Origin of the sequence: Kocuria salsicia, from assembly GCF_039532055.1 — a bacterium.
Taxonomy (GTDB): domain Bacteria; phylum Actinomycetota; class Actinomycetes; order Actinomycetales; family Micrococcaceae; genus Kocuria; species Kocuria salsicia.
In genome coordinates, this window is sequence record NZ_BAAARF010000003.1 from 1 (window position 1) to 24,459 (window position 24,459).

Below are 24,459 nucleotides of genomic sequence, written 5' to 3' on the forward strand. Positions count from 1 at the left end.
CACCAGGATGGTGTGGGGCCTCCCCGTGTTTAACACTGGTGTGTTCCACGAGGCACCCACCCAACACCCGAAACAACGGTACTGGTGCGGGCGTTGGTGGAAGGGCCCTGCGGGGTGGGAACCCAGTCGTGGGTTCCCACCCCGCAGGGCCCTTCATCATCCTCTGGGGGATTCCAGACGGTGAGGGCTCACGCCCCGCCGGCAGGTTCAGATGTCGCGCTGGATGCGCCACCGGGGGCTGTAACCGGTGAGCCTTACGGGGCAGCTCATGGATATTGCCTCGAACCCACTGGCAGACACGTCTATGCCCAGGGTGAGCCATTGGCCTGCGCACGGGTCGGTTTACAGCCTCCTGATTGCTCTGGGCTGCTCAGATGCGGATCGCGCTGGGTGGGGATGGTTCCGGCTGAAGGCGTCGGGATGACTGTGGCGCGCCTGCCACGGGGGCCGGCGCGCCACGGGGCGAATTGCATGGCCTGAGCTTATGCGGAGGTCTCTACCGGGGCGTTGCGCAGGGTGCCGTCCTTGACCCGCAGAACCCGGTCCATGACGGAGGCGATGGCACCGTCGCCGGTGACATTGCAAGCTGTCCCGAAGGAGTCGATGGCCACGTAGGTGGCGATCATCAGCCCCACGTCCGTCTCGTCGAAGCCGAGTGTGGACTGCAGGATGCCCACCGCGGCCATGATCGCGCCACCGGGAACGCCGGGTGCCGCCACCATGGTGACTCCCAGAAGGAAGATGAACCCGATGTACTGCCCCGTGCTGATGGGCATGCCGGAGATCGTCATGATGGCCAGTGAGAACAGGACAATCTTCATTGTGGACCCGGAGAGGTGGATGGTTGCGCACAGGGGAATGGTGAACCCTGCCACGCGGTCGTCCACACCGTTCTTCTTCGTGCACGCCAGGGTCACGGGAATGGTGGCGGCGGATGATGCGGTACCGAGCGCCGTCGCGTACGCGGGTGCCATGTTTTTGAGCATGACGAACGGGTTGCGACGGGCCACGAGGCCGGCCACGCAGTACTGGATGACCAGGATCACCATGGTCATGATGAACGCGAGGATGACCACCCGCAGGAACGTGGTGATGACGAGGACGATCTGCCCGTTCATCGTGAGGCTGAGGAACATGCCGAAGATGTAGACCGGCAGCAGGGGAATGATGACCTTCTCCACGACGCGCATCACGATGGTGCGCAGCTCGCTCAAGCCGTCGTGCAGCACGTTGCCCTTGATCAGGGTGATGCCCACGCCTAGGCAGAACGCGAGGACGAGTGCAGTCATGACGTCGAACACGGGCGGCATGGTGATCTCGAAGTATCCGGAGAGCGCGTGGTCCTCGGGATTCGCCAGGCCGTTGACCGTCCGTTCACCGCCGAGCAGCCACGGATAGGTGGATTTGGCGACCAGGAAAGCGAGCAGCCCCGCGAAGATCGTTGATCCGTAGGCAATGGCGGCTGTCACCGCGAGCCACTTGCCCGCACCGCGACCGAGGTCGGCGATGGCCGGGGTGACGAGTCCCACGATGATGAGGGGGATCAGGAAGCCGAGGAACTGGCTGAAGATGCCGTTGAAGGTCGTGAAGACGCGGGCGAACCACTCGGGCAGAAACAGCCCGACCACGACACCCAGGACGATGGCCACGAGCACCCGCACCAGCAGGTTCTTGGAAAGGGATCTCAAATGCATGGTTCATTATCACTGGGATAGGTGCCTCGGGGGTCACGATGTCGTGTGCGTGGCGTCGCACCCCGCGCGGTAGTGGCGCCGTCCTCACAGGGCACGGCTGGAACTGCCCGAGGTGCGTGGGGCAGTGGATGGGGAGGCATGACCTCCTGCTTTGCGCGGTACCCGGCATTGGGAGGGCCGCCCGCCGCGTTTGTAGAATGCTCAGCAGAGCAGTGGGCGTCGCAACAGGTCGAGGCCCGTCACAGTGTGGCCGCGGGCCACGGTAGGAGACACCCCTTGAGCGAATCGGATCAGCACGGCTCCCACGATGGCGACGACCGGCGGCGCGACAGCGGCAGGAACGAGCGCGGGTTCTCCCGCGATCGTCGTCGCAACGACGGCGCTCGTGACGGCCAGCGTCGCGGCGGCGGGTACCGGGGCGGTCGGCAGGACGGCGCGGGGCGCGGTCGGGACGACGCCCGCGGCGGGTACCGGGGCGAGGGAGAGCGGACCGATCGCGGTGGTGACCGGGATCGGGGCCGTCGTGAGGGCGGCGTCGGCGACCGCCGTGACGAGCGTCGTCGCGATGACCGCTCCGGTGGCTACCGCGAGGGCGGCAACCGTTCCCAGGGCGGCGGGTACCGGGGCCGCGATGAGCGCGGCGGACGTTCGGCGGACCGTGGATACGGCCGTGACGACCGTCGCAGTGGGCATGAGCGCCGTGACGACCGTGGGAGCCGTTCGGAGAACCGCAGTTTTGACCGGTCCGACCGTCGCGATGGAGGCGTCAGCGGTGGTGACCGCCGTGGTGGGTACGAGCGTCGTGATGGTCGTGGTGGCCGTCGCGAGGGCGGCTTCTCCGGTGGGAACCGCCGTGATGACCGCCGTCCGCGCACCGGTGACCGCAGCTACGGCCGTGATGATCGTCGCGGTGGCTTCACTCGTGACGATCGCCGGGAAGACCGACGTGGCGGGGACCGGGTCCGCGACGACCGCCGCGGGGCAGCCCGCGGTGGTGACGGCGGGCGTTTCGAGCGCGAGGACCGTCGTCGCAGCCACGATGACGGCCAGCCCCGCTTCGTCGCACCGGACATCGACGCGGACGTGACCGGCCGCGAGATCGACCGCGTGACCCGTCACGAGCTCGACGCCCTCGAGCCGGGCAACGCCGAGCGCGTCTCCAAGCACCTGGTGATGGCGGCGCGCTACGTGGACGACGACCCCGAGTTCGCCCTCGAGCACGCCAACGCTGCGGTCCGCAAGGCCGGCCGGATTGGCGTCGTCCGCGAGACCGCGGGCATCGCCGCCTACGCCGCCGGAGACTACGCCCTGGCTCTCAAGGAGCTTCGCACGCACCGGCGCATCTCCGGCTCCCAGGAGCACCTGCCCATGATGGTCGATTGCCAGCGCGCCCTCGGCAGGGCGGACAAGGCCCTCGAAGAGGCCAGGTCCGGCGCCGCCGACTCCCTGGACGCGGAGGCCAAGGCCGAACTCGCCATGGTGGTCTCCGGCATCCACGCCGACGCCGGCGACCACGCCGCGGCGCTCACGGCCCTGGAGATCCCGCAGCTCGACAAGAACCGCGGCTTCTACTACAGCCCCAAGCTCTTCCGCGCCTACGCGGACGCCCTGCGCGCGGTGGGCCGGGACTCGGAGTCGATGTCCTGGGAGCGCCAGGCCATCGTTGCCGAGGCCGCCCTCGGCATGGGCCAGTTCTCCGAGCCGGAGATCGTGGACCTCGGCGACGACCTGGACGAGGACGAAGCCGAACGCACCGTGCGCGAGGCACAGAGGCGGCACAGCGTCGGAGGGGTCGAGGACTCCACCAGGGGCGAGCGCGATGACGACGGCACTGAGCGCGGTGACCGTTCTGAGCGCGAGGACCGGGCCGGGCACCGCGACGTCGACGGCGAGGGGCACGACGGCGCGGCGGACCACCGCGCCGAGGGCCCGGTGTCCGTGGCCGCTGCGGCCGAGGACGGGCTCGAAGTGGAGCCAGGCTCCAGAGATCTGACCACCAACGATCCGGACAGCTACCGCGGGGATGGCGACAGCGAACACACCACTGCCGCTTCGCTTCACGGCGGTGCGGGAGCCGCGTCCATCGACGGACCCGGTGACGACGAGCCCTCGGGCGACGAGCTGGGTGACGACGAACTCGGGCGCGGCGAGTCTGGTGACGAGGACCTGGAGGGCGAGTTCGGCGAGGTGCCGGCCGACGGCGCCTACGGGTACGCGTCGGGGAGCGGGGCCGGTGCGAGCGAGCTCGACCGCGGCCCCGTCGAAGGCGATGCGCTCGACGGCCGCGGTGCGAGCAATGAGTAAGACGCCGCGCGCCGGGAGAACCTCAGTGACTGATCGAGCCGGAGCGGATCAGGACCGCCCCCTCGTGGAGCGGTTCGACGCACTGTTGTGCGATCTGGACGGCGTGGTCTACGCGGGCCCCCACGCGATCGACGGGGCCCCCGAGTCGTTGCACCGCGCCCGTGAGAGCGGGTGCGCGGTCATGTACGTGACAAACAACGCGTCCCGCCCGCCCGCGGCTGTGGCCGAGCACATCACCTCGCTCGGTGCGCCCACCACGGCCGAGGACGTGGTGACCTCCGCGCAGGCCGCCGCCGCGCTGCTGGCAGACCGCCTCGCGCCGTCCGCTCGCGTGCTGGTCACGGGGGCGACGGCGCTCGCGGAGGAGATCTGCGCCGTCGGGCTCGTGCCGGTGCGCACCCAGGGGGAGGAACCCCACGCCGTCGTGCAGGGCTTCGACCCGCACCTGGGGTGGGAGGAGCTCGCCGAAGCGTCCTTCACCCTCGCGGACGACTCCGTGCTGTGGTGCGCGACCAACACGGACCGCACGATCCCGCGGGAGCGAGGCATTGCTCCGGGCAACGGGACCCTGGTGGCCGCGGTGGCAGAGGCGACCGGGCGGGAGCCTCTCGTCGCGGGCAAGCCAGAGGCGCCAATCTTCCGGGAGGCGGCTGGACGTGTGGGTGCTGCGCGACCCGCGGTGGTCGGCGACCGGCTGGACACGGACATCCTGGGCGCGCACAACGCGGAGATGGAGAGCATCGAGGTCCTCACGGGAGTGGACGGACCTGCCAGCACGATCGCCGCGTCCCCCGCGCAGCGGCCCACCTATCTTCTCGGCACCCTGAGGGAACTCTTCGAGCCGTACCCCTCCGTGGCGGTGGAACGCCGGGCAGGGCGGGTGAGCGCACGCTGCCGCGAGGCGGGTGCGGACGTTGCGAACGGCGTCGTGGTCGTGACCGCGCCGCGGGACGACCTCGACGGCTGGCGCGCTGCGTGTGCCGCCTGGTGGGCCGAGAACCCGCACGAGGCGGCCGAGCCCGCCGTCCAGTGGCAGGACCCCGCGTGAGCGAGGAGCGTGCGGAGCTGTCCGGCACGGATCTGCCCGGCACCGGGCCGGGGGACGCGCGGCTGCCGACCACGGATCTGCCGACCCCTGAGCTTAGGGACCCGGAGCAAAGTGCCACGGAGCCGCCGCGCACAGGCCTGGAGCCCGTGGACCGGGTGCTGGCCCGTGAGGTGGAGATCGGCGAGCTTCCCGTGACCCAGCGCGCGGCCGCCTACGTGGCCCTGCACGCCGAGCTCGAGCGGATTCTGGAGGAGCGTCCCGGGCACGTGCCCTCGGGGCTGACCAGTGGCGCCGGGGGCTCCGTCGGCCCGGGCCAGCAGCGCGGTCCGGGCAAGAGTGGCGCCAACGAGCGCGCCCGGTCGGCACGGTAGCCGGTGGTGCCACGTCTCGACCGTGAGGTGACGGAGCGCGGCCTCGCCCGGTCCAGGACGGTCGCCGCGGTCCGGATCAAGGAGGGCCGTGTCAGGGTCAACGGCGCCGTGGCCGTGAAGCCGTCGGCGGTGGTGGGTCCGGAGGACGAGATCACGCTGGACGCGTCCGCCGGAGACGAGTACGTGAGCCGCGCCGGGCACAAGCTCGTGGGTGCGCTGGAGCGCTTTGCGGACGTAGACCCCGCCGGGCTGCGCTGCCTGGACGCCGGTGCTTCCACCGGCGGGTTCACGGACGTCCTGCTGCGCCGTGGTGCGCGGGAGGTGCTCGCCGTGGACGTGGGCCACGACCAGCTGGTTCCGCAGCTGCGCGAGGACCCACGGGTGCGCGTGTTCGAGGGGCTCAATGTCCGCTACCTCGACCCGGCGCAGATCGGGGGACCGGCGGATCTCACGGTCTGCGACCTCTCGTTCATCTCCCTCACCCTGGTGCTGCCGGCCCTCGCGGGCGCTACACGGGCCGGCGGGGACCTGCTGCTCATGGTGAAGCCGCAGTTCGAGGTGGGCGTCCACAACCTCTCCCGCACCGGCGTCGTGACCTCCGAGGCCGCGCGGGAGGCGTCCGTGCGGCGCGTGACGGCGTGCGCCGAGGACACGGGGCTGGATGTCCTCGGCACAGCCCCGAGCCCGCTGCCGGGGCAGGACGGCAACGTGGAGTTCTTCGTGCACTGCAGACGTCCTGGCGCACGGAGCGCGTCGGAGAGCTCGCGTAGTCTTGGCTGAGTCAGCCCACCGTGGGACCCGACCGCAGGAGGATGGACCCCCACTCGTGACCCGCAAAATCCTGGTGATGACCCACACGGGCCGCTCCGAGGCCAAGGACGCCGCCCGCCAGTCCTGCGAGCAGCTCTACGCCGCGGGGCTCGTGCCCGTCCTCTCGCGCCCGGACGTCGAGGCCCTGCGCGCGGACGGCTTCCGTCTGCCCCCGGTGGAGATCCTCGAGGAGGACCTCGCCCTGCGTGAGATCGAGATCGTCATGGTCCTGGGCGGAGACGGCTCCATCCTGCGGGCCGCCGAGCTGGTCCGCGGCGTGGACACGCCCCTGCTGGGGGTGAACCTGGGTCACGTGGGGTTCCTGGCGGAGTCGGAGCGTTCGGGGCTCAGCGAGACGGTCGAAGCGATCGTGGACGGGCGCTACACCGTGGAGCGCCGCATGGCACTGGACGTGACGGTGTGGGAGCACCGGCGCAAGGTGCTGCACACGTGGGCCCTCAACGAGGCCTCCGTGGAGAAGGGCGACCGCGAGAAGATGATCGAGGTGGTCACGGAGGTGGACCGCCGGCCGCTGTCCACGTTCGGCTGCGACGGCGTGGTGATGGCCACTCCCACGGGATCCACCGCCTACGCGTTCTCCGCGGGCGGGCCCGTGGTCTGGCCGGAGGTCGAGGCCCTGCTCATGGTGCCGCTGTCCGCCCACGCACTGTTCTCCCGTCCCCTGGTGATCTCGCCGCGGTCCATGATTGCCGTGGAAGTGCTCACCCGCACGGACGCCCGGGGCGTGCTGTGGTGCGACGGTCGCCGCACCGCGGATCTCCCGCCGGGTTCCCGCATCGAGGTGCGCCGCTCGGAGAAGTCCGTGAACCTTGCCCGCATACACGCCACGCCGTTCTCCGAACGGCTCGTGAGGAAGTTCGAGCTTCCCATCGCGGGCTGGCGGGGGCCCATGCCGAGCGAGCAGGGCGAGGCCATGACCACCGCACTGCCGCTGGTGCAGCCGACCATGAAGGTGGTCCCGCAGGACGAGCACCAGCCCAAGCTCACAGTGGGTCGGGAGATCCCGCACCACGGCGACGACCGGGACCACCCGGAGACCTCGCACACACCCGCTGCAGAAACGCCAGTGCCGGGTGCGAGCACCCCGCAGGACGCCGCCGACGGCGCCTCGGACGGCGGCGGCGCGGCAGCCACCGGACACCGTGAGGAGCCTCGTCCGTGATCGAGGAAATCCACATCCACGACCTCGGTGTCATCACCGACGCCGTGCTGCCCCTGGGGCCTGGGCTCTCCGTGCTCTCCGGCGAGACCGGCGCGGGCAAGACCATGGTGGTCACCGCGCTCGGAATGCTGCTGGGCAACCGGGCGGACGCCGGTGCCGTGCGCTCCGGCAGCGCCAAGGCCCTCGCGGAGGCCACGGTCCGGGTCCCCGCGGAGCACCCGGCAGTGGGTCTCGTTGAGGAGTCTGGTGGAACCGTGGACCACGAGGACGTGGGCCGTGCGCAGGAGGGACTCGTGCTGCTGTCCCGGACGGTCTCCGCCGAGGGCCGCAGCCGCGCCCACGTGGGTGGCCGTGCGGCCCCCGTGGGCACGCTCGGCGCCGTGGGGGAGACCCTCGTGGCGGTGCACGGTCAGTCGGACCAGCTGCGCCTGAAGTCCCCGGTTGCCCAGCGCAAGTCCCTGGACGACTATGCGGGCCCTCCCATCGCCCACGAGCTCGGGCTGTACCGGGAGAAGCTCGCCCGCTACCGCAGCGTCGTCGCCACTCTGCGCGCGGCCAAGGAGAACTCCCGCGAGCGGGCCCTGCAGGCGCAGAGCCTGACCACCGCACTCGCCGAGATCGATGCGGTGGAGCCTGTCCCGGGCGAGGACGCCCAGCTGGACGCGGAGAGCGAGAAGCTCACGAACCTCGAGGCTCTGCGCAGTGCGGCCCTGACCGCCCACACCGCTCTGAGCGGATCAGACGACGACGACGCCGCGGGCGCGAACGCCGTCGCCATGCTGTCCCAGGCCCAGCAGGCCCTGGAGAACGAGGCGGACGCGGACCCGGACCTCGCCGCACTCGCCGTGAGGGTGCGGGAACTGACCGTGGTCGCCGCGGACGTCGCCGCGGACCTCTCCGGGTACGGGAGCGGGCTGGATGAGGACGGCCCGGCCCGCCTCGCGGAGGTCGAGGCCCGGCGCAGCGCGCTGCGCCGGCTGACCAAGAAGTACGGCGCCACGATCGACGAGGTCCTCGCGTGGGCGGACGACGCCAGGGCCAGCCTCGAGAAGCTCGTCGTGGACCCGCACCGGGAGGAAGAGCTGCGTGCCGAGGGGGAGGCGCTGCGCGCGGGGCTCGAGGAGCACGCCGCCACCCTGCTGTCCCTGCGCCGGGCCGCCGCAAAACGGCTCGCGGCCGCGGTGAGCGAGGAGCTCACGGCCCTGGCCATGCCCAACGCGACGCTCGTGGTGGCTGTGGAGCCCGCCGAGCGCTTCACCGACGACGGCCGGGACAGCATCGAGTTCATGCTCGCACCTCACGCCGGCGCGACGCCCCGCCCGCTCGGGAAGGGGGCCTCCGGTGGTGAGCTCTCGCGCATCATGCTCGCGCTGGAGGTGGTGCTCTCCGAGGTGGACCCCGTGCCCACGTTCGTCTTCGACGAGGTGGACTCCGGCGTGGGCGGCAAGGCCGCGGTGGAGATCGGTCGCCGACTGAAGATGCTCGCCCGCAACGTGCAGGTGCTGGTGGTCACGCACCTCCCGCAGGTGGCCGCCTTCGCGGACCAGCACGTGCTGGTCACCAAGTCAGCCGACTCCAGTGTCTCGGACGTGAAGGTCCTCACGCACGAGGAGCGGGTGGTCGAGCTGGCCCGGATGCTCGCCGGCCACGAGGACTCCGACGCCGCCCGCGAACACGCCCGCGAGCTCCTGCGGGGCGCCACCGCATAAGTTTCCGCACGCCCCAACTCTCCGCAACCCCCACTAGACACGAATGGTAGGCTCGAAATCCGTGGTGAATGCTCAGGACGCCGCCCACGAGGCAGGCATAGAAAAGAACAACGGCAAGGTGACCCGGCAGATCTTCGTCACGGGGGGCGTGGCATCGTCCCTCGGTAAGGGTCTCACCGCGTCCTCACTCGGAATGCTCCTGCGGGCACGTGGACTCTCCGTGACCATGCAGAAGCTGGACCCCTATCTCAATGTGGACCCGGGCACCATGAACCCGTTCCAGCACGGCGAGGTCTTCGTGACCGACGACGGCGCGGAAACGGACCTCGACATCGGGCACTACGAGCGCTTTCTCGACGAGAACCTCGACGCCTCCGCGAACGTGACCACGGGCCAGGTCTACTCCACCGTGATCGCCAAGGAGCGCCGCGGCGAGTACCTCGGGGACACCGTGCAGGTGATCCCGCACATCACGGACGAGCTCAAGCGCCGGATGCGCCGCCGCGCGGAGGACGAGAACGCCCCGGACATCATCATCACCGAGATCGGTGGCACGGTCGGTGACATCGAGTCCCAGCCGTTCATCGAGGCGGCCCGCCAGGTCCGCCAGGACGTGGGGCGGCGCAACGTCTTCTATCTGCACGTCTCCCTGATTCCGTTCATCGGCCCCTCTGGCGAGCTGAAGACCAAACCCACCCAGCACTCCGTGGCCACGCTGCGCGGTCTGGGCATCCAGCCGGACGCCCTCGTGCTGCGCTGCGACCGGGACGTGCCCGACGCCATGCTGCGCAAGATCGGCAGCGCCTGCGACGTGGATCTGGACGCGGTGATCTCCTGCCCGGATGCCCCCAGCATCTACGACATCCCGAACACCCTGCACAGCCAGGGCCTGGACACTTACATCCTGGACTACCTGGGTCTGGACTACCGGGATGCCGACCTGCGGCAGTGGTCCCGGCTGCTCACTGCAGTGCACGAGCCGGACCACCAGGTGAGCGTGGCGCTCGTAGGCAAGTACATCGACCTCCCGGATGCCTACCTCTCGGTGTCCGAGGCGCTGCGCGCGGGCGGGTTCGCCAACAACGCGAAGGTCAGCATCAAGTGGGTGGCCTCGGACCTCTGCGACACCCCCGAGGGGGCCCAGCGCGAGCTCGGCGACGTGGACGCGGTGCTGGTCCCGGGAGGCTTCGGTATCCGTGGCCTCGAGGGCAAGCTGGGCGCGCTGCAGTGGGCCCGCGAGCACAAGGTGCCCACCCTGGGGCTGTGCCTCGGGCTGCAGTGCATGGTCATCGAGTATGCGCGGGACGTCGTTGGCCTGCCCAATGCGTCCTCCACCGAGTTCGACCCCGACACGGACACCCCTGTGGTCGCGACCATGGAGGAGCAGAAGCGGTTCGTCGAGGGCGCCGGGGACCTGGGCGGCACGATGCGTCTGGGACTGTACCCGGCCGCGCTCGCCGAGGGCTCCGTGGTGGCCGAGACCTACGGCGCCACCGAGGTCTCCGAGCGGCACCGGCACCGATACGAGGTCAACAACGCGTACCGCGAGGCGCTCACGGGAGCCGGCCTGCGGATCTCGGGAACCTCTCCGGAGGGCACCCTGGTGGAGTTCGTGGAGCTGCCGCGCGAGGAGCACCCGTACTACGTGGCCACGCAGGCCCACCCGGAGCTGGCCTCCCGCCCGACCCGCCCGCACCCGCTGTTCGACGGTCTGGTGAAGGCCGCACTGGAGCGCCGCGGGGTGCAGACGGCCTCGTGACGTGGGGCGGGTGCGGTGTTCCGCACCCGCCCTTCCGCGTGCGTCCACGCCGCACCTCGTCGGGCGCCGCACCTCTGCGCCGCGGACCGTCCTGTCCCGTCCCCTTCCCGAACGGAGTCACCGTGGAATTCACCTCCATCACCGCCGACCAGCTGCGGGACCGCCCGGATCCGCGACCGGTGGACGCGTCCGAGACTGTGCTGGACGGCGCCATCTGGAACGTGCGGCGTGAGACCTTCCGCATGGCGGGCCAGGAGAAGCCCCTGGTCCGGGAGTTCATCACGCACCCGGGTGCTGTCTCGATCGTCGCCCTCGATGAGCAGGACCGCATCCTGCTCATCAACCAGTACCGCCACCCGGTGGGCATGCGCATGTGGGAGATCCCGGCTGGTCTGCTCGACGTCGACGGCGAGCCCGCCGTCGAGGCCGCCCGGCGGGAGCTGGGCGAGGAGGCTGACCTCGTGGCCGAGCAGTGGGACGCGCTCGTGGACTTCGACAACTCCCCGGGGTCCTCCGCCGAGGCCAACCGCATCTTCCTCGCCCGGGGTCTTTCCGAGGTTCCCGCGGCGGAGCGCTTCGCCCGCGAGGGTGAGGAGGCGGAGATCGTGGCAGGCTTCGCGGACCTCGACGACGCCGTGGACGCGGTGCTCGCCGGCCGGCTCGCCTCCCCGGCGGCGGCCCTCGGCATCATGGCCGCGCACACTGCCAAGGCCCGCGGCTGGCGCACGCTGCGCCCCGCCGACGCCGCCTGGCCCGCCCATCCCGAGCTCGCGGTGTGAGCGCGGAGCGGTTTTCGGCGGACGGGCCGATCACGGAGCCCCTGCCCGTCATCCCAGAGGCGCTCGTGCAGAACGAGCGCTCGAGGGATGCCCTCCCGCCCGACGCCACCACGGACGCACCGTCCGACCAGGACCATGACCAGGACCCGGAGCTGGGCCAGGACCTGAACCGCGACCAGGAGCAGGATCCGGATCCGGATCGGGACACTTCCGCGGCGGAGTCTCCGCAGGCGGGCCGGCGCGCTTCCGGCTCCAACCCGGCACCGGCGGAGGACCCCGCGCCCGAGCTGCGCCGCGCTGTCGAGAGGTACCTGGATCACCTGGTGGTGGAACGCGGGCTGGCGGAGAACACTCTGGCGGCATACCGCCGGGACCTCGCCCGCTACCAGCACCACCTCACCACCCGCGCTGCGGAGATTCGCGTTCCGCGGGACATCACCACCGACCACGTCAGGGCGTTCCTTCGGGTGCTGCGCGAGGGCGAGGAGGGCCATCCGCCCCTGTCCGCCCGCAGCAGCGCGCGGGTGCTGGCCGCGGTGCGGGGAGCACACGCGTTCTGGGCCACCGAGTCCACGGTGGACTCAGACGTCGCCTCCCGCGTGAGCCCGCCCGTGCCGGGCCGCAGGCTGCCGAAGGCGATCGGGATCACCGAAGTAGAGAACCTGTTGGCCGCGCCGGATCCCGAGACGCCTGCGGGGCTGCGCGCCCGGGCGTTCCTGGAACTGCTCTACGCCACGGGAGCCCGCATCTCCGAGGCCGTGGACCTGGACGTGGACGACCTCGCCGGCCTTCGTGACGAGGAGCTCGCACTGATCCGGGTCCACGGCAAGGGCGACAAGCAGCGGCTCGTGCCCGTGGGGTCCTTCGCCGTGGACGCACTCCAGCGCTACCTGGTGCGGGCCCGCCCCGAACTCTCCCGCAAGGGCCAGGGGTCCCCGGCCGTTTTCCTCAACGCGCGAGGATCGCGGATCTCACGGCAGACCGCCTGGAACATGGTCAAGGACGCTGCCCGCACGATCCACCGGGAAGAGGGCATCACCCCTCACACGCTGCGCCACTCGTTCGCCACGCACCTGCTGGAGGGCGGTGCGGACCTGAGGGTCGTGCAGGAGCTGCTCGGTCACGCATCGCTGGCCACCACGCAGATCTACACCCGCGTCTCGGTGGAGTCGCTGCGCGAGGTGTACGCGACATCGCACCCGCGCGCCCGCTGAGCCGGACCCGCCCCGGGCGTGTGCGTGCAGCTTCGTCACCCGGTGTGCTCGTGGAGCGCCGCACTTCCCCGGTGTGAACCACGGAGTACCGTGAGGAGCATGCGAACACTCTCCCGCCTGTCGCACGCCCTGCTCACCGCGCTGCTGGCCGGGGGACTGCTCGCGGCCGGGGCGTCGCCCGTCTCCGCCGTGTCCGGGACCGGCATCGGGATCGATCGGGAGTACCGTGCGCTGCCTGATCCCGGTGCCTGGCTCGGCGACCCCGTCTCTGCGGAGCGCTGCGGGCTGCGCGACGACGGGTGCTACCGGCAGTACCAGAAGGGCACCATCCACTGGTCGCCCACCACGGGGGCCCGAGCGCAGCGCGGAGGCATCCTGGCCCGCTGGCGCGCGGAGGGCTCCGAGCACGGCACCCTCGGGTACCCCGTGAGCCGGGAGGCGTGCGGGAAGGACGGGTGCGAGGTGCGCTACCAGCGCGGACGCATCACCTGGACCGCCACGGCCGGTGCCGTGGTGCACCGGGACGTGGACGCGGCCTCGAGCGCGTCGGTGGTCGTCAACAAGAAGCGCCCGCTGTCCCCGCGCAGGTACGTGCCGTCCCCGCTGCGCGCCGTGGGCGGGGGAGTCCAGCTGCGCGACGACGCGGCAACTGCCTACCAGCGCATGAGCCGTGCGGCCACCGCGCAGAGCGTCCCGCTGGTGGCGCAGAGCGGGTACCGGGACTACGCGACGCAGGACTCGCTCTACCGCGGGTACACCGCCTCCTACGGGCAGGCGATCGCAGATTCCCTCTCCGCGCGGCCGGGCTACTCCGAGCACCAGACGGGCCTCGCCGTGGACGTCGCCACGCCCACCGGCGCCTGCACTCTGCTCGCGTGCTTCTCGGCCACGCCGCAGGGCCGGTGGATCGCGGCCCACGCCCACGAGTACGGATTCATCGTGCGCTACCCGCAGGGCCAGACACCCACCACCGGCTACGCCTACGAGCCGTGGCACCTGCGCTACGTGGGGACCGTCACCGCGAAGAGCGTCAAGAAGAGCGGGCGGGCGAACCTCGAGGCGTACCTCGAGCTCCCGGCAGCTCCGACCTACTGAGCCGCCGGGCGAGGGCGCGGCGCTGTGCCGCGCGCCCGGTGCGATTCGGAGAGGCGGGCCCCACGGAGGACGACGATGCCCCGCGTGCGGCGCAGGCGCGGTGGCGCCGGGGAGTCAGAAGGCGCAGGGGGCCGCAGCACGAACGACGCCGTGCCCCGCAGAAGGCGGGGCACGGCGTCGTGGTCGGATTCGCGGGTCAGTTCAGGTGGCGCTCGTCCGGGCCGTTGTAGGCGGACAGTGGGCGGATCAGCGAGTTGTTGGCGCGCTGCTCCATGATGTGGGCGCTCCACCCGACGATCCGAGCGCACACGAAGATGGGCGTGAACGTGGGAATGTCGAAACCCATGAGCCAGTAGGTGGGCCCGGCGGGGTAGTCCAGGTTGGGCTTGATGGACTTGGCCTCGTCCATGGACTTCGCCAGACCGCTGTAGAGTCCCAGGATCTCCTGGCGGTCGTAGTAGTCCAGCATGCGGAACAGAGCGTCCTGCATGGTTGGCACACGGGAGTCACCGTGCTTGTAGACCCGGTGGCCGAAGCCCATGACCTTCTTCTTCTCGGCCAGGGCCTGGTCCATCCACTCCTTGGCGCGCTTCTCGGCCTCCTCAGCGGTCTCCTCCTTGCGGATGCCGAGCTCCTCGAAGGTGTGCATGACGGCCTCGTTGGCGCCGCCGTGCAACGGGCCCTTGAGGGCGCCGATCGCGCCGGTGACTGCGGAGTGCAGGTCCGAGAGCGTGGAGGTGATCACGCGCGCCGTGAAGGTCGAGGCGTTGAAGGAGTGCTCCGCGTACAGGATGATCGACACGCGGAACGCGTCCACCACCTCGGGCGCGGCCTCCTCGCCGAAGGCCATCCAGAGGAAGTTCTGTGCGTAGTCGAGGTCCTCGCGGGGCTCCACGGGCTCCTGGCCGTGCCGGCGCCGCTGGTCGTAGCAGACTACGGCCGGCATGACCGCGAACAGGTCCTGGGCCTTGGCCAGCTCGGCCTCGGGGGAGTTGTCCTCCGCGAGCGGGTGCTGCGCGCCGATCACGGACGCGGCGGTGCGGCACACGTCCATGGGGTGGCACGTGGTGGGCAGCTCGTCGATCACGCGCCGCAGCTCTGGCGTGAGGGCGCGGTGGGTGTGCTCGAAGTCCTGGAAGGCACGAAGCTGCTCCGCGGACGGCAGCTCACCGTTCCACAGCAGCAGGGCGACCTCCTCCGCGGAGCAGTTCTGGGCGAGCTCCTGCACGGGGTAGCCCCGGTAGAGCAGGGAGTTGGTCTCGGCATTGACCTTGGACACGGCGGTGGCGTCCGCCACGACGCCTGCGAGGCCCTTGCGGATTTCGATGTCAGCCACGGTTGATCTCCTTCGACAGCAGTGGACAGAAAAGTACGTGGTTCCCACCCCACCACATCGGGCGGGGTGGGAACAGCAGGTCACGCGTTCGGGGAGCCGGGCACCTCGAAGTTGAAGACCCCGGAGTCGAACTGGTTGTACCCCGTGTAGTCCACGAGTTCGTACAGCCGCTTGCGGGTGAGCATGGTGTCCACCTGCGCCTGCTGCGTGCCGTCCTCGCGGATGGTGGTGAGCAGGCGCTCCATCGCACCCATGGCCTGGCGCTCCAGGGACACGGGGTAGATGACCATGGACACCCCGGCGTCCTGCAGCTGCTGCGTGGTGAACAGCTCGGACTTGCCGAACTCGGTCATGTTCGCGAGCACGGGCACGTCCAGTGCGGAGGCCATGCGCTCGAACTCGGAGAGGTCCGCCATGGCCTCGGGGAAGATCACGTCCGCGCCGGCGTCCGCCAGCGCCTTCGCCCGGTTCACGGCGGCGTCGAACCCTTCCACCCCGCGGATGTCGGTGCGCGCCATGATCACGAAGTTCGGATCGCGGCGGGCCGCGACGGCGGCGAGGATGCGCTGGGTGGCGGTGGCGGTGTCCACCACGTTCTTGCCGTCCAGGTGCCCGCAGCGCTTCGGGTTGAACTGGTCCTCGATGTGGCAGCCGGCCAGGCCGGCGTCCTCGAGCTCCTGCACGGTGCGGGCCACGTTCATGGGCTCGCCGAAGCCGGTGTCCGCGTCCACGAGGCACGGCAGGTCCGTGCTGCGGGCGATCTGTCCGGCCCGGGTGGCCACCTCCGTGAGCGTGGTCAGCCCGATGTCCGGCAGGCCGAGCTCGTTGGCCAGGACACCGCCGGAGATGTAGACGCCCTCGAAGCCCTGCTCCTGGATGAGCTTGGTGGACAGCGGGGTGAACGCGCCGGGGAACTGGGAGATCTGCGGGTCGGCCAGCAGCTCCCGGAAGCGCTCGCGCTTCTGCGCGGGGGTCACGGTGGTGTACAGCATGATCAGAAGATTCCCTTCGGCGACGTCTCCAGCTCCACGGCCGCGGCGATGTTCAGCTGGCCCAGCTCGCCGGCCTTCAGCTCGGGCAGCCGCTGGACGGTGTCGAGGAAGCGCTCGATCTCCTCGGGGGCCACCAGGCCCTCAGCCAGGGTGCGGAATTTGGTGATGTACTGCTCACGGGCGAACGGGCGGGCTCCCAGCGGGTGAGCGTCCGCCACGGCGATCTGGTCCGTGATGACCGAGCCGTCCGTCAGGGTGATCTCCACCGATCCTCCGAATGCCTTCTCGGAGATGTCCAGCGAGTGGTAGCGGCGGGTCCACTCGGGATCCTCCTGCGTGGTCACCTTGTGCCACAGCTCCACGGTGTCCGGGCGGGCGGCCCGCTCCGGGGCGTAGGAGTCCACGTGGTGCCACGCACCGTCCTGAAGGGCGACCGTGAAGATGTAGGGGATCGAGTGGTCCAGGGTCTCGCGCGAGGCCGTGGGGTCGTACTTCTGGGGGTCGTTCGCCCCGGAGCCGATCACGTAGTGCGTGTGGTGCGAGGTCTTGATGAGCACGGACGCCACGTTCGCCGGGTCCGCGAGCTCGGGGTGCTCGCGGTGCAGCTTGCGGGCGAGGTCGATCCACGCCTGGGCCTGGTACTCCGCGGAGTGCTCCTTGGTGTAGGTGTCCAGGATGGCGCGCTTGGTTTCACCCGGCGCGGGCAGGGCCACCTCGTAGCGGGCCTCGGGACCGGAAAGCAACCACGCGATCACGCCGTCCTCACCCTCGTAGATGGGGGTGGGGGAGGTCTGTCCGCGCATTGCGCGGTCCACAGCCTCCACGGCCATCTTCCCGGCAAACGCGGGGGCGTGAGCCTTCCACGTGGAGATCTCGCCCTTGCGGGACTGGCGAGTCTGGGTGGTGGTGTGCAGCGCCTGGCCGATCGCCTGGAAGACGGTCTCGGTGTCCAGGCCCAGCAGGGCGCCGATGCCTGCGGACGCGGAGGGGCCGATGTGCGCTATGTGGTCGATCTTGTGCTCGTGCAGGCAGATGCCCTTGACGAGGTCCACCTGGATCTCGTAACCGGCGGCGATCCCACGGATAAGGTCCTCGCCGGTGCTGCCCACGTGCTGGGCCACCGCCAGGATGGGCGGAATGTTGTCACCGGGGTGGGAGTACTCGGCGGAGAGGAACGTGTCGTGGTAGTCCAGCTCGCGCACGGCCACGCCGTTGGCCCAGGCCGCCCACTCAGGGGACACAGCGGCGTCGTTCTCCGGAGCCCCGTAGAGCAGCGCCCCCTGCCCCGTGAAGCCGCCGCCCGGGACCACCCGGTGGCACAGCGCCTGGGAGCGGGCGGAGACGATGGGCCCGCGGTTCAGGGACGCGATGGCCACGGAGGCGTTGTCGATGATGCGGTTGACCACCATTTCCACGACCTCGGGTGCCACGGCCACGGGGTCCGTGGCCACGGCGGCGAGCTTGTGGGCGAGCTGCTCCTCGCGGGGCAGCTCCTCCTTGGACGAGTACGTGCGCACGGTGTGTGTGACGGTCACGGGCGTTCCTTTCGGGGCGGGAGTTCTCGGGTTCTCGAGCGGCCGGTCGCGGCCGGGTTCAGGAGGCCACCGGGCTGACCGGGGCGAGTTCGGGGGTGCGCAGGGCGTTGCCCAGCGCGTTCTTCAGGTGCACGCGGGTGGTGGCCACGGCGAGCGCGGGGTCCCCCTCAGCGATGGATCGGGCGATGGCCTCGTGCTCGGCGGCCGCGATCGCGAGACGCCGGGGGTTGGAGGTGGACAGTCGACGGACCCTGGCGAGGTGCAGCCGCACGTTGGCGAGGGCCTGCTGCAGGTACGGGTTGCCGGCCGCGTGGTCGATCTCGGCGTCCATGCGGTCCACGAGCTCGTAGTAGGCGGGGTGGTCCGGGTCGTCGGAGAGGGCCTCCGCGGCGTGCGAGAGCTCCTCGGCCAGGGCGCGGAAGGTGTCCCTGTCGCCGCGCTGCGCGGCGAGCTCTGCGGCGCGGCAGTCCAGGCTGTCCCGCAGCTCGTAGAGCGCGCGGACGTCCCCGGCGGAGATGGCGCTGACGACGACGCCACGGCCGTTGTGGGGCTCGGTCAGCCCGTCCGCGGTGAGACGGGAGAGCGCTTCGCGCACTGGAGTGCGGGAGATGCCGAGACGTTCGGATAGGTCCACCTCGCCGAGCACCTGACCCGGGGTCAGCCGCCAGGACACGATGTCCGCCCGCAGCTCGCGGTACGCGCGCTCACCAGCTCGCATGGCTCCTCCTGACGTGTGGAAACACCCTCACTGTATACATCCGCGCGTCTCGAACCAAGCATTATGGAAGATTGACACGAAATTTCCCGTCTTTTGTATACACAACCCTTGTTTGCATGTGATCCATGACACTACGCTGTCACTACGCCGAAGCCCGCCCGCACCACACCCGGAGGAAGCCATGACGCCGAGCACCTACGAATCCGTCTACCGCGCGAGTGTGGAGAACCCCGAGCAGTTCTGGCTCGACGCCGCCCGGGCCGTGGACTGGGTCAAGGCCCCCACACGGGTGCTGGACGACTCCGCCGCGCCCATCTACCGCTGGTTCCCGGACGGGGATCTGAACACGTGCGTCAACGCGGTGGACAGGCACGTGGCCGCGGGCCACGGGGAGCGCACCGCGCTGATCTACGACTCCGCCGTGCTCAACGTGCAAGAGCACATCACCTACGCGCAGCTGCAGGATCGCGTGGCGCGCTTCGCCGGCGCGCTCGCCGCGCAGGGGGTGGGGAAGGGGGACCGCGTGCTTCTGTACATGCCGATGATTGCCGAGTCCGTGATCGCGATGCTCGCGTCCGCGCGGATCGGGGCGGTGCACTCCGTGGTCTTCGGCGGCTTCGCGCCCCGTGAGCTCGCGAGCCGCATCGACGACTCGCAGCCGGTGGTGATCGTGACGGCCTCCGGTGGTGTGGAGCCCAAGCGGCGGATCGAGTACCTGCCCGCGATCGAAGAGGCGCTGCAGCTCAGCGAGCACGCGCCGTTGGCGGTGCTGGTCCACGAGCGTGACGGCTTCGAGACCACGGTGGCCGGGGCCCGCGAGAGGGCGACGGCATCCGCCGGTCCCTCGTGGCTCTCCTGGATCGAGGCGCAGGACGGGGTGGCTCCGGCCGAACCCGTGGTGGTCAAGGCCACCGACCCCCTCTACATCCTCTACACGTCCGGGACCACGGGAAAGCCCAAGGGTGTGGTGCGGGACAACGGCGGCCATGCGGTGGCGCTGACCTGGTCCATGGCGAACATCTACGAAATCGGCGCCGGGGACGTGATGTGGACGGCGTCAGACGTCGGGTGGGTGGTGGGGCACTCGTACATCGTCTACGGGCCCCTGCTGGCCGGGGCCACCACCGTGGTCTACGAGGGCAAGCCCGTGGGCACCCCGGATGCCGGAGCGTTCTGGAAGCGCGTGGCCGAGCACGGAGTGAAGGTGCTGTTCACCGCACCCACTGCCCTGCGTGCGATTCGCAAGGCGGACCCGGAGGGTGAATTCGTCCGGCAGTACGACATCTCCTCCCTGAGGGCGCTGTTCGTCGCGGGGGAGCGGCTGGACCCGGAAACCTACCACTGGGCCGCCCGGGTTCTGGCCGTCCCCGTGGTGGACCACTGGTGGCAGACCGAGACCGGGTGGGCCATCTGTGCCAACCCGTTCGGGATCGAGCGGCTGCCCATCGTTCCCGGCTCGCCCACGGTGCCGGTGCCCGGGTTCCACGTGGAGATCCTCGATCCCGTCGGCGAGCCCCTGGGGCCCGGGGAGGAGGGCAACATCGCGGTGCGGCTGCCGCTTCCCCCGGGCACGCTCGCGACCCTGTGGGGCAACGACGAACGCTTCGTCTCCTCCTACCTCTCTGCCTTCCCGGGCTACTACGCCACCGGGGACTCCGGTTACATCGACGAGAACGGCTACGTGTTCGTGATGGGCCGCACCGACGACGTCATCAACGTCTCGGGCCACCGCCTGTCCACGGGGCAGATGGAGCAGATCGTCGCCACCCACCCGGACGTGGCCGAGTGCGCGGTGATCGGCGTGAACGACCCGCTCAAGGGTCAACGACCCTCCGGGTACGTGGTGCTCAAGACCGGTGCCCGGATCACGCAGGAGCAGCTGCGTGAGGAGCTCGTGAAAATGGTGCGCTCGCAGATCGGGCCGGTCGCGGACTTCAAGGACGTGGCCGTGGTCGAGGCCCTGCCCAAGACGCGATCCGGGAAGATCCTGCGCAAGACCATGCGGCAGATGGCGGACGGCGAGACCTACGTGGTGCCCTCCACCATCGAGGACCACTCCGTGCTTGAGGCGCTGAAGGCCGTGCTCGCGTCGAAACGCTGACCTGTTCGGGGGACGGCGGGAACCCCGGATAGGGTGAGCTCCGTCATGCACACGTGGGCGTGAGCACACGGGGCCGGCACCCCGGGAGCCCGCCCGCGCACCGGACACACACCGATCGATCAGGAGCCACCATGACGAACCAACCCGCCGCGCGCGATCCGCGTGACGCGCCACCACCGGTCAAGAAGAAGCGCGACCGCACCCACTACCTCTACATCGCGGTCATCGCCGCGGTGGTCCTGGGCATCGTGGTGGGTCTCGTGTTCCCCGATGCAGGGGTGGCACTGAAGCCGCTCGGCACGGGCTTCGTGGCGCTCATCAAGATGATCATCGCGCCCGTGATCTTCTGCACGATCGTGCTGGGCGTGGGCTCGGTGGCCAAGGCCGCCACGGTCGGGAAGGTGGGCGGTCTGGCGCTGCTCTACTTCATCGTGATGTCCACCTTCGCGCTCGCCATCGGCCTGGTGGTGGGCAACATCGTCCAGCCCGGCGCCGGTCTGGATCTTGCGAACGCGCACTTCGACCAGTCCTCCCTGGCCACCGGCCACGAGGAGAGCGAGGGCGGCCTGGTGGGCTTCGTGCTGGGTATCATCCCCACCACCCTTTTCTCCGCGCTGACCTCGGGGCAGATCCTGCAGACCCTGCTGGTCGCCCTGCTCGTGGGCTTCGCCCTGCAGGCCATGGGGGAGGCCGGACAGCCCGTGCTCAAGGCCGTGGGCTACATCCAGGCTGTGGTGTTCCGCCTGCTGTCGATGATCATGTGGCTCGCCCCGATCGGGGCGTTCGGCGCCATCGCGGCGGTCGTGGGGGCCACGGGTCTGAAGGCCGTGTTCTCCCTTCTCGGGCTCATGGTCGCGTTCTACGTCACCTGCATCCTCTTCATCGTGGTGGTCCTGGGCCTGATCCTGAAGCTCGTCTCCGGTGTGAACATCTTCACGCTCATGAAGTACCTGGCACGCGAGTACCTGCTGATCTTCTCCACGTCCTCGTCCGAGGCGGCCCTGCCGCGGCTGATCGCCAAGATGGAGCACCTGGGTGTGTCGAAGACCGTGGTGGGGATCGTGGTGCCCACCGGGTACTCGTTCAACCTGGACGGCACGGCCATCTACCTGACCATGGGCGCACTGTTCGTGGCCGACGCCATGGGCAAGCCCCTGCAGATCGGTGAGCAGATCGCCCTGCTCGTGTTCATGATCATCGCCTCCAAGGGCGCGGCCGGTGTCACCGGCGCTGGCATCGCCACCCTGGCGGCCGGACTGCAGTCCCACCGCCCGGACCTGCTGGACGGCGTGGACCTGATCGTCGGCATCGACCGCTTCATGTCCGAGGCTCGCGCCCTGACCAACTTCTCCGGCAACGCCGTGGCCACGCTCGTGCTCGGCACGTGGGTGAAGGAAGTGGACAAGGCCCGCGTGCAGCGGGTCCTCTCCGGCGCGGAGCCCTTCGACGAGACCACGCTGGCCGTTGACCCGCACGCCTCGGTCACGCAGAGCGCCCCGGCAGGGGAGGTTGGTGCGACGTCGACGACGGGCACGCCGTCGACTCCTCCGCCCGCAGCCCACTAGCGCGACCCGGCCGAGCAACGGCCCCTGACGCCCACCCGGTGCACGCCACCGGGTGGGCGTTCGCCGTCATCCCGTCCTCCGAGCGCGGCCCCGAGCCCAGGCGCTGGGCAGGCTCGGGGCCGGACGCTGGGAGCGGAACAGCACGTCGGCGGTAGGGTAGGGCGTTGAGACCCCGTTGTCCCGCCCAGGAAGGAAGGCCGTCGCCCGTGAGCAACGCCCATGATGAGAGGCCCCAGCAGACCCAGGCTGCGGTGTCGGACGCCGTAGGCCCCACGGGACGTCCCGTGCGAACCTTCCCGGATCCCCCCGAGCTCACCGAGCACGGACCCGCGCGCATCATCGCGATGGTGAACCAGAAGGGAGGGGTGGGCAAGACCACCTCGACCATCAACCTGGGCGCCGCGCTCGCGGAGCTCGGCCGCAAGGTGCTGCTCGTGGACTTCGACCCTCAGGGCGCGCTCTCGGCGGGCTTCGGCTCCAACCCCCACGAGCTGGACCTGACCATTTACAACGTGATGATGGACCGTTCCGTGGACGTGTGGGACGTCGTGCAGCAGACTCACGTGGAGAACGTCGACCTGCTGCCCGCCAACATCGACCTCTCCGCGGCGGAGGTGCAGCTCGTCAACGAGGTGGCCCGCGAGCAGGTGCTCGCCTCCGCGCTGCGCAAGGTGGAGGACTACTACGACGTCATCCTCATCGACTGCCAGCCCTCCCTGGGGCTGCTCACCGTCAACGCGCTGACCGCCTCGCACGGCGTGATCATCCCGCTGATCTGCGAGTTCTTCGCCCTGCGCGCGGTGGCCCTGCTGGTGGACTCGATCTCCAAGGTGCAGGACCGCATCAACCCGAAGCTGCAGATCGACGGCGTGCTGGCCACGATGTTCGACTCCCGCACCCTGCACTCGCGCGAGGTCATCGCCCGGATCGTGGACGCGTTCGGGGACAAGGTCTTCGACACCGTCATCAAGCGCACCGTGAAGTTCCCGGACGCCACGGTGGCCGCGGAGCCCATCCTGAACTTCGCCACCAACCACCCGGGCGCGGAGTCCTACCGTCAGCTTGCCCGCGAGCTCATCTCGCGCGGCGGCGCGCCCTGATCCGTCGTGCCTGAGCAGCACCGGCGGACGCGCGCCCTCACTGAGGCACACCGGCCGAGCCGGGCGAGCGCCCTGGCCGGTACGCGCTGGCTGACGGGAATGCGCCACCTGGCCGGAACGCGCCACCTGAGAGGGCTGCGCCCGGGGGAGCGGGGCGCGTGAGCGACGTCGACGTCGACGTCGTGGCGCCGCCCGTCCCCGTTCCCGCCGAGGCCGAGGCCGAGGCGGAGCGGACCGGGCAGGGGAGCAGCGGGTTCACCGTGGCCCTGGAGAACTTCCAGGGTCCGTTCGACGTCCTGCTCTCGCTGATCGCGAAGCACGAGATGGACATCACGCAGGTGTCCCTGTCGGTGGTCACGGACGAGTTCATCCAGTACGTGGGGGCCCTGCAGCGCTCGGCGTCGCCCCAGGCGCTGGACGAGGCGAGCGAGTTCCTGGTGGTGGCCGCCACGCTGCTGGACCTCAAGGTGGCCCGGCTGCTGCCCCGCGGCGAGGTGGAGGACGAGTACGACGTCGAGCTGCTGGAGGCCCGCGACCTGCTCTTCGCGCGGCTGCTGCAGTACAAGGCGTTCAAGGAGGTCGCGGGGCGGCTGCACGTGCGCCTCGCCGCGGAGTCCGTGCGGACCCCGCGCCAGGTGGACCTCGACCCCGCCGTGACCACGGCCCTGCCCCCGCTCGTGTGGACGCTGACCCCGGATCAGCTCGCGCACCTCGCGGTCGCGGCGCTGGACCCGGAGCGCCACGTGCCGCAGGAGGTCGACGTCGCGCACCTGCACGGCGCGCAGGTGCGGGTCGCGGACGAGGCCGAGATCCTGGCCGAGGCCCTGCGCGACGGCGCGGAGCACACCTTCCACTCCCTGATCGCGGCCGCGGAGTCCACCCTGGTGGTCGTGGTGCGCTTCCTGGCCCTGCTCGAGATGTACCGGGACAGGGTGGTGCGCCTGTACCAGGACGAGGTGCTCGGACCCCTGCTCGTGCGCTGGGACGGACCGCGGGACTGGTCGGCAGAAGCGCTGAGCAGCGAGTACACGGGCGCTGAGCCCGACGAGGTCGCGGCGGCGGCACCCGGCGGCCACGAGGGCTCGGCACCACAGGCCCCGGTGGGCACGGAGAGCGAAAACCTGGGAGACTGAACCCAGTACAGGA

20 protein-coding genes are annotated in these 24,459 nt (G+C 70.3%); 14 read left to right on the top strand and 6 right to left on the bottom strand.

What is annotated here, in order from left to right; translation table 11 throughout:
* Positions 1-482 precede the first annotated feature (482 nt).
* Entirely contained in the window at positions 483-1,694 is a 1,212-nt protein-coding gene (locus ABD264_RS00075) for a dicarboxylate/amino acid:cation symporter (RefSeq protein WP_344203350.1), read from the bottom strand.
* 201 nt (positions 1,695-1,895) lie between these two features.
* Positions 1,896-2,732, bottom strand: a complete 837-nt coding sequence (locus ABD264_RS00080; protein WP_344203353.1) for a hypothetical protein — start codon at positions 2,730-2,732, stop codon at positions 1,896-1,898.
* Between the two features lie 45 nt (positions 2,733-2,777).
* Between ABD264_RS00080 and ABD264_RS00085 the strand changes: the two genes are divergently transcribed.
* From ABD264_RS00085 to ABD264_RS00130, 10 genes are all read left to right on the top strand, one after another.
* On the top strand, positions 2,778-3,998 hold the full coding sequence (locus ABD264_RS00085) for a hypothetical protein (protein WP_344203356.1): 1,221 nt from the start codon (positions 2,778-2,780) through the stop codon (positions 3,996-3,998).
* Complete coding sequence (locus ABD264_RS00090) at positions 3,991-5,046, top strand: HAD-IIA family hydrolase (RefSeq protein ID WP_425554269.1); 1,056 nt, start codon at positions 3,991-3,993, stop codon at positions 5,044-5,046. The genes ABD264_RS00085 and ABD264_RS00090 overlap by 8 nt, the downstream gene beginning before the upstream one ends.
* Positions 5,043-5,417, top strand: a complete 375-nt coding sequence (locus tag ABD264_RS00095) for a hypothetical protein (RefSeq protein ID WP_344203360.1) — start codon at positions 5,043-5,045, stop codon at positions 5,415-5,417. The genes ABD264_RS00090 and ABD264_RS00095 overlap by 4 nt, the downstream gene beginning before the upstream one ends.
* A gap of 3 nt (positions 5,418-5,420) precedes the next feature.
* The gene (locus tag ABD264_RS00100; protein ID WP_290499799.1) at positions 5,421-6,197 is read left to right on the top strand and encodes a TlyA family RNA methyltransferase; all 777 of its coding nucleotides are present in this window, start codon (positions 5,421-5,423) and stop codon (positions 6,195-6,197) included.
* A 46-nt stretch (positions 6,198-6,243) separates the two neighbouring features.
* Complete coding sequence (locus ABD264_RS00105; RefSeq protein ID WP_290499800.1) at positions 6,244-7,410, top strand: NAD kinase; 1,167 nt, start codon at positions 6,244-6,246, stop codon at positions 7,408-7,410.
* Positions 7,407-9,119, top strand: coding sequence for a DNA repair protein RecN (gene recN / locus ABD264_RS00110; RefSeq protein WP_303105639.1), 1,713 nt, complete (start codon positions 7,407-7,409; stop codon positions 9,117-9,119). The genes ABD264_RS00105 and recN overlap by 4 nt, the downstream gene beginning before the upstream one ends.
* A gap of 43 nt (positions 9,120-9,162) precedes the next feature.
* The gene (gene pyrG, locus ABD264_RS00115; RefSeq protein ID WP_145010953.1) at positions 9,163-10,878 is read left to right on the top strand and encodes a CTP synthase; all 1,716 of its coding nucleotides are present in this window, start codon (positions 9,163-9,165) and stop codon (positions 10,876-10,878) included.
* A gap of 122 nt (positions 10,879-11,000) precedes the next feature.
* Entirely contained in the window at positions 11,001-11,657 is a 657-nt protein-coding gene (locus ABD264_RS00120; protein WP_303105637.1) for an NUDIX domain-containing protein, read from the top strand.
* Positions 11,654-12,871, top strand: a complete 1,218-nt coding sequence (locus tag ABD264_RS00125; RefSeq protein WP_303105635.1) for a site-specific tyrosine recombinase XerD — start codon at positions 11,654-11,656, stop codon at positions 12,869-12,871. The genes ABD264_RS00120 and ABD264_RS00125 overlap by 4 nt, the downstream gene beginning before the upstream one ends.
* 99 nt (positions 12,872-12,970) lie before the next feature.
* Positions 12,971-13,966 carry a D-alanyl-D-alanine carboxypeptidase family protein gene (locus tag ABD264_RS00130; protein WP_303105633.1) on the top strand — a complete coding sequence of 332 codons (996 nt, stop codon included), beginning with the start codon at positions 12,971-12,973 and terminating at the stop codon, positions 13,964-13,966.
* 196 nt (positions 13,967-14,162) lie between these two features.
* Here the strand turns inward: ABD264_RS00130 and ABD264_RS00135 are convergent, their stop codons facing one another.
* The 4 genes from ABD264_RS00135 to ABD264_RS00150 form a co-directional block, all read right to left on the bottom strand.
* Positions 14,163-15,302, bottom strand: a complete 1,140-nt coding sequence (locus ABD264_RS00135) for a bifunctional 2-methylcitrate synthase/citrate synthase (RefSeq protein WP_344203377.1) — start codon at positions 15,300-15,302, stop codon at positions 14,163-14,165.
* 80 nt (positions 15,303-15,382) lie between these two features.
* The gene (gene prpB, locus ABD264_RS00140) at positions 15,383-16,294 is read right to left on the bottom strand and encodes a methylisocitrate lyase (protein WP_145010944.1); all 912 of its coding nucleotides are present in this window, start codon (positions 16,292-16,294) and stop codon (positions 15,383-15,385) included.
* Between the two features lie 2 nt (positions 16,295-16,296).
* On the bottom strand, positions 16,297-17,829 hold the full coding sequence (locus tag ABD264_RS00145) for an MmgE/PrpD family protein (RefSeq protein ID WP_290499806.1): 1,533 nt from the start codon (positions 17,827-17,829) through the stop codon (positions 16,297-16,299).
* Positions 17,830-17,887: 58 nt separating this feature from the next.
* On the bottom strand, positions 17,888-18,547 hold the full coding sequence (locus tag ABD264_RS00150; protein ID WP_144942742.1) for a GntR family transcriptional regulator: 660 nt from the start codon (positions 18,545-18,547) through the stop codon (positions 17,888-17,890).
* A 181-nt stretch (positions 18,548-18,728) separates the two neighbouring features.
* Between ABD264_RS00150 and ABD264_RS00155 the strand changes: the two genes are divergently transcribed.
* The 4 genes from ABD264_RS00155 (at position 18,729) to ABD264_RS00170 (ending at position 24,446) form a co-directional block, all read left to right on the top strand.
* A complete protein-coding gene (locus ABD264_RS00155) occupies positions 18,729-20,648 on the top strand; it encodes a propionyl-CoA synthetase (protein ID WP_344203384.1) in 1,920 nt (639 codons plus the stop codon).
* A 131-nt stretch (positions 20,649-20,779) separates the two neighbouring features.
* A complete protein-coding gene (locus ABD264_RS00160; RefSeq protein WP_290499808.1) occupies positions 20,780-22,213 on the top strand; it encodes a cation:dicarboxylate symporter family transporter in 1,434 nt (477 codons plus the stop codon).
* A gap of 206 nt (positions 22,214-22,419) precedes the next feature.
* Positions 22,420-23,313 (top strand): ParA family protein, encoded by an 894-nt coding sequence (locus tag ABD264_RS00165; protein ID WP_055086571.1) that lies wholly within the window; start codon positions 22,420-22,422, stop codon positions 23,311-23,313.
* Between the two features lie 158 nt (positions 23,314-23,471).
* Positions 23,472-24,446, top strand: a complete 975-nt coding sequence (locus tag ABD264_RS00170; RefSeq protein WP_425554270.1) for a segregation and condensation protein A — start codon at positions 23,472-23,474, stop codon at positions 24,444-24,446.
* The last annotated feature ends 13 nt before the right edge of the window (positions 24,447-24,459 follow it).

Coding starts and splice junctions, on each gene's coding strand:
- ABD264_RS00155 (WP_344203384.1), top strand. CDS start 18,729: ATGACGCCGAGCACCTACGAATCCGTCTACCGCGCGAGTGTGGAGAAC.
- ABD264_RS00075 (WP_344203350.1), bottom strand. CDS start 1,694: ATGCATTTGAGATCCCTTTCCAAGAACCTGCTGGTGCGGGTGCTCGTG.
- ABD264_RS00090 (WP_425554269.1), top strand. CDS start 3,991: ATGAGTAAGACGCCGCGCGCCGGGAGAACCTCAGTGACTGATCGAGCC.
- pyrG (WP_145010953.1), top strand. CDS start 9,163: ATGGTAGGCTCGAAATCCGTGGTGAATGCTCAGGACGCCGCCCACGAG.
- prpB (WP_145010944.1), bottom strand. CDS start 16,294: ATGCTGTACACCACCGTGACCCCCGCGCAGAAGCGCGAGCGCTTCCGG.
- ABD264_RS00160 (WP_290499808.1), top strand. CDS start 20,780: ATGACGAACCAACCCGCCGCGCGCGATCCGCGTGACGCGCCACCACCG.
- ABD264_RS00130 (WP_303105633.1), top strand. CDS start 12,971: ATGCGAACACTCTCCCGCCTGTCGCACGCCCTGCTCACCGCGCTGCTG.
- ABD264_RS00150 (WP_144942742.1), bottom strand. CDS start 18,547: ATGCGAGCTGGTGAGCGCGCGTACCGCGAGCTGCGGGCGGACATCGTG.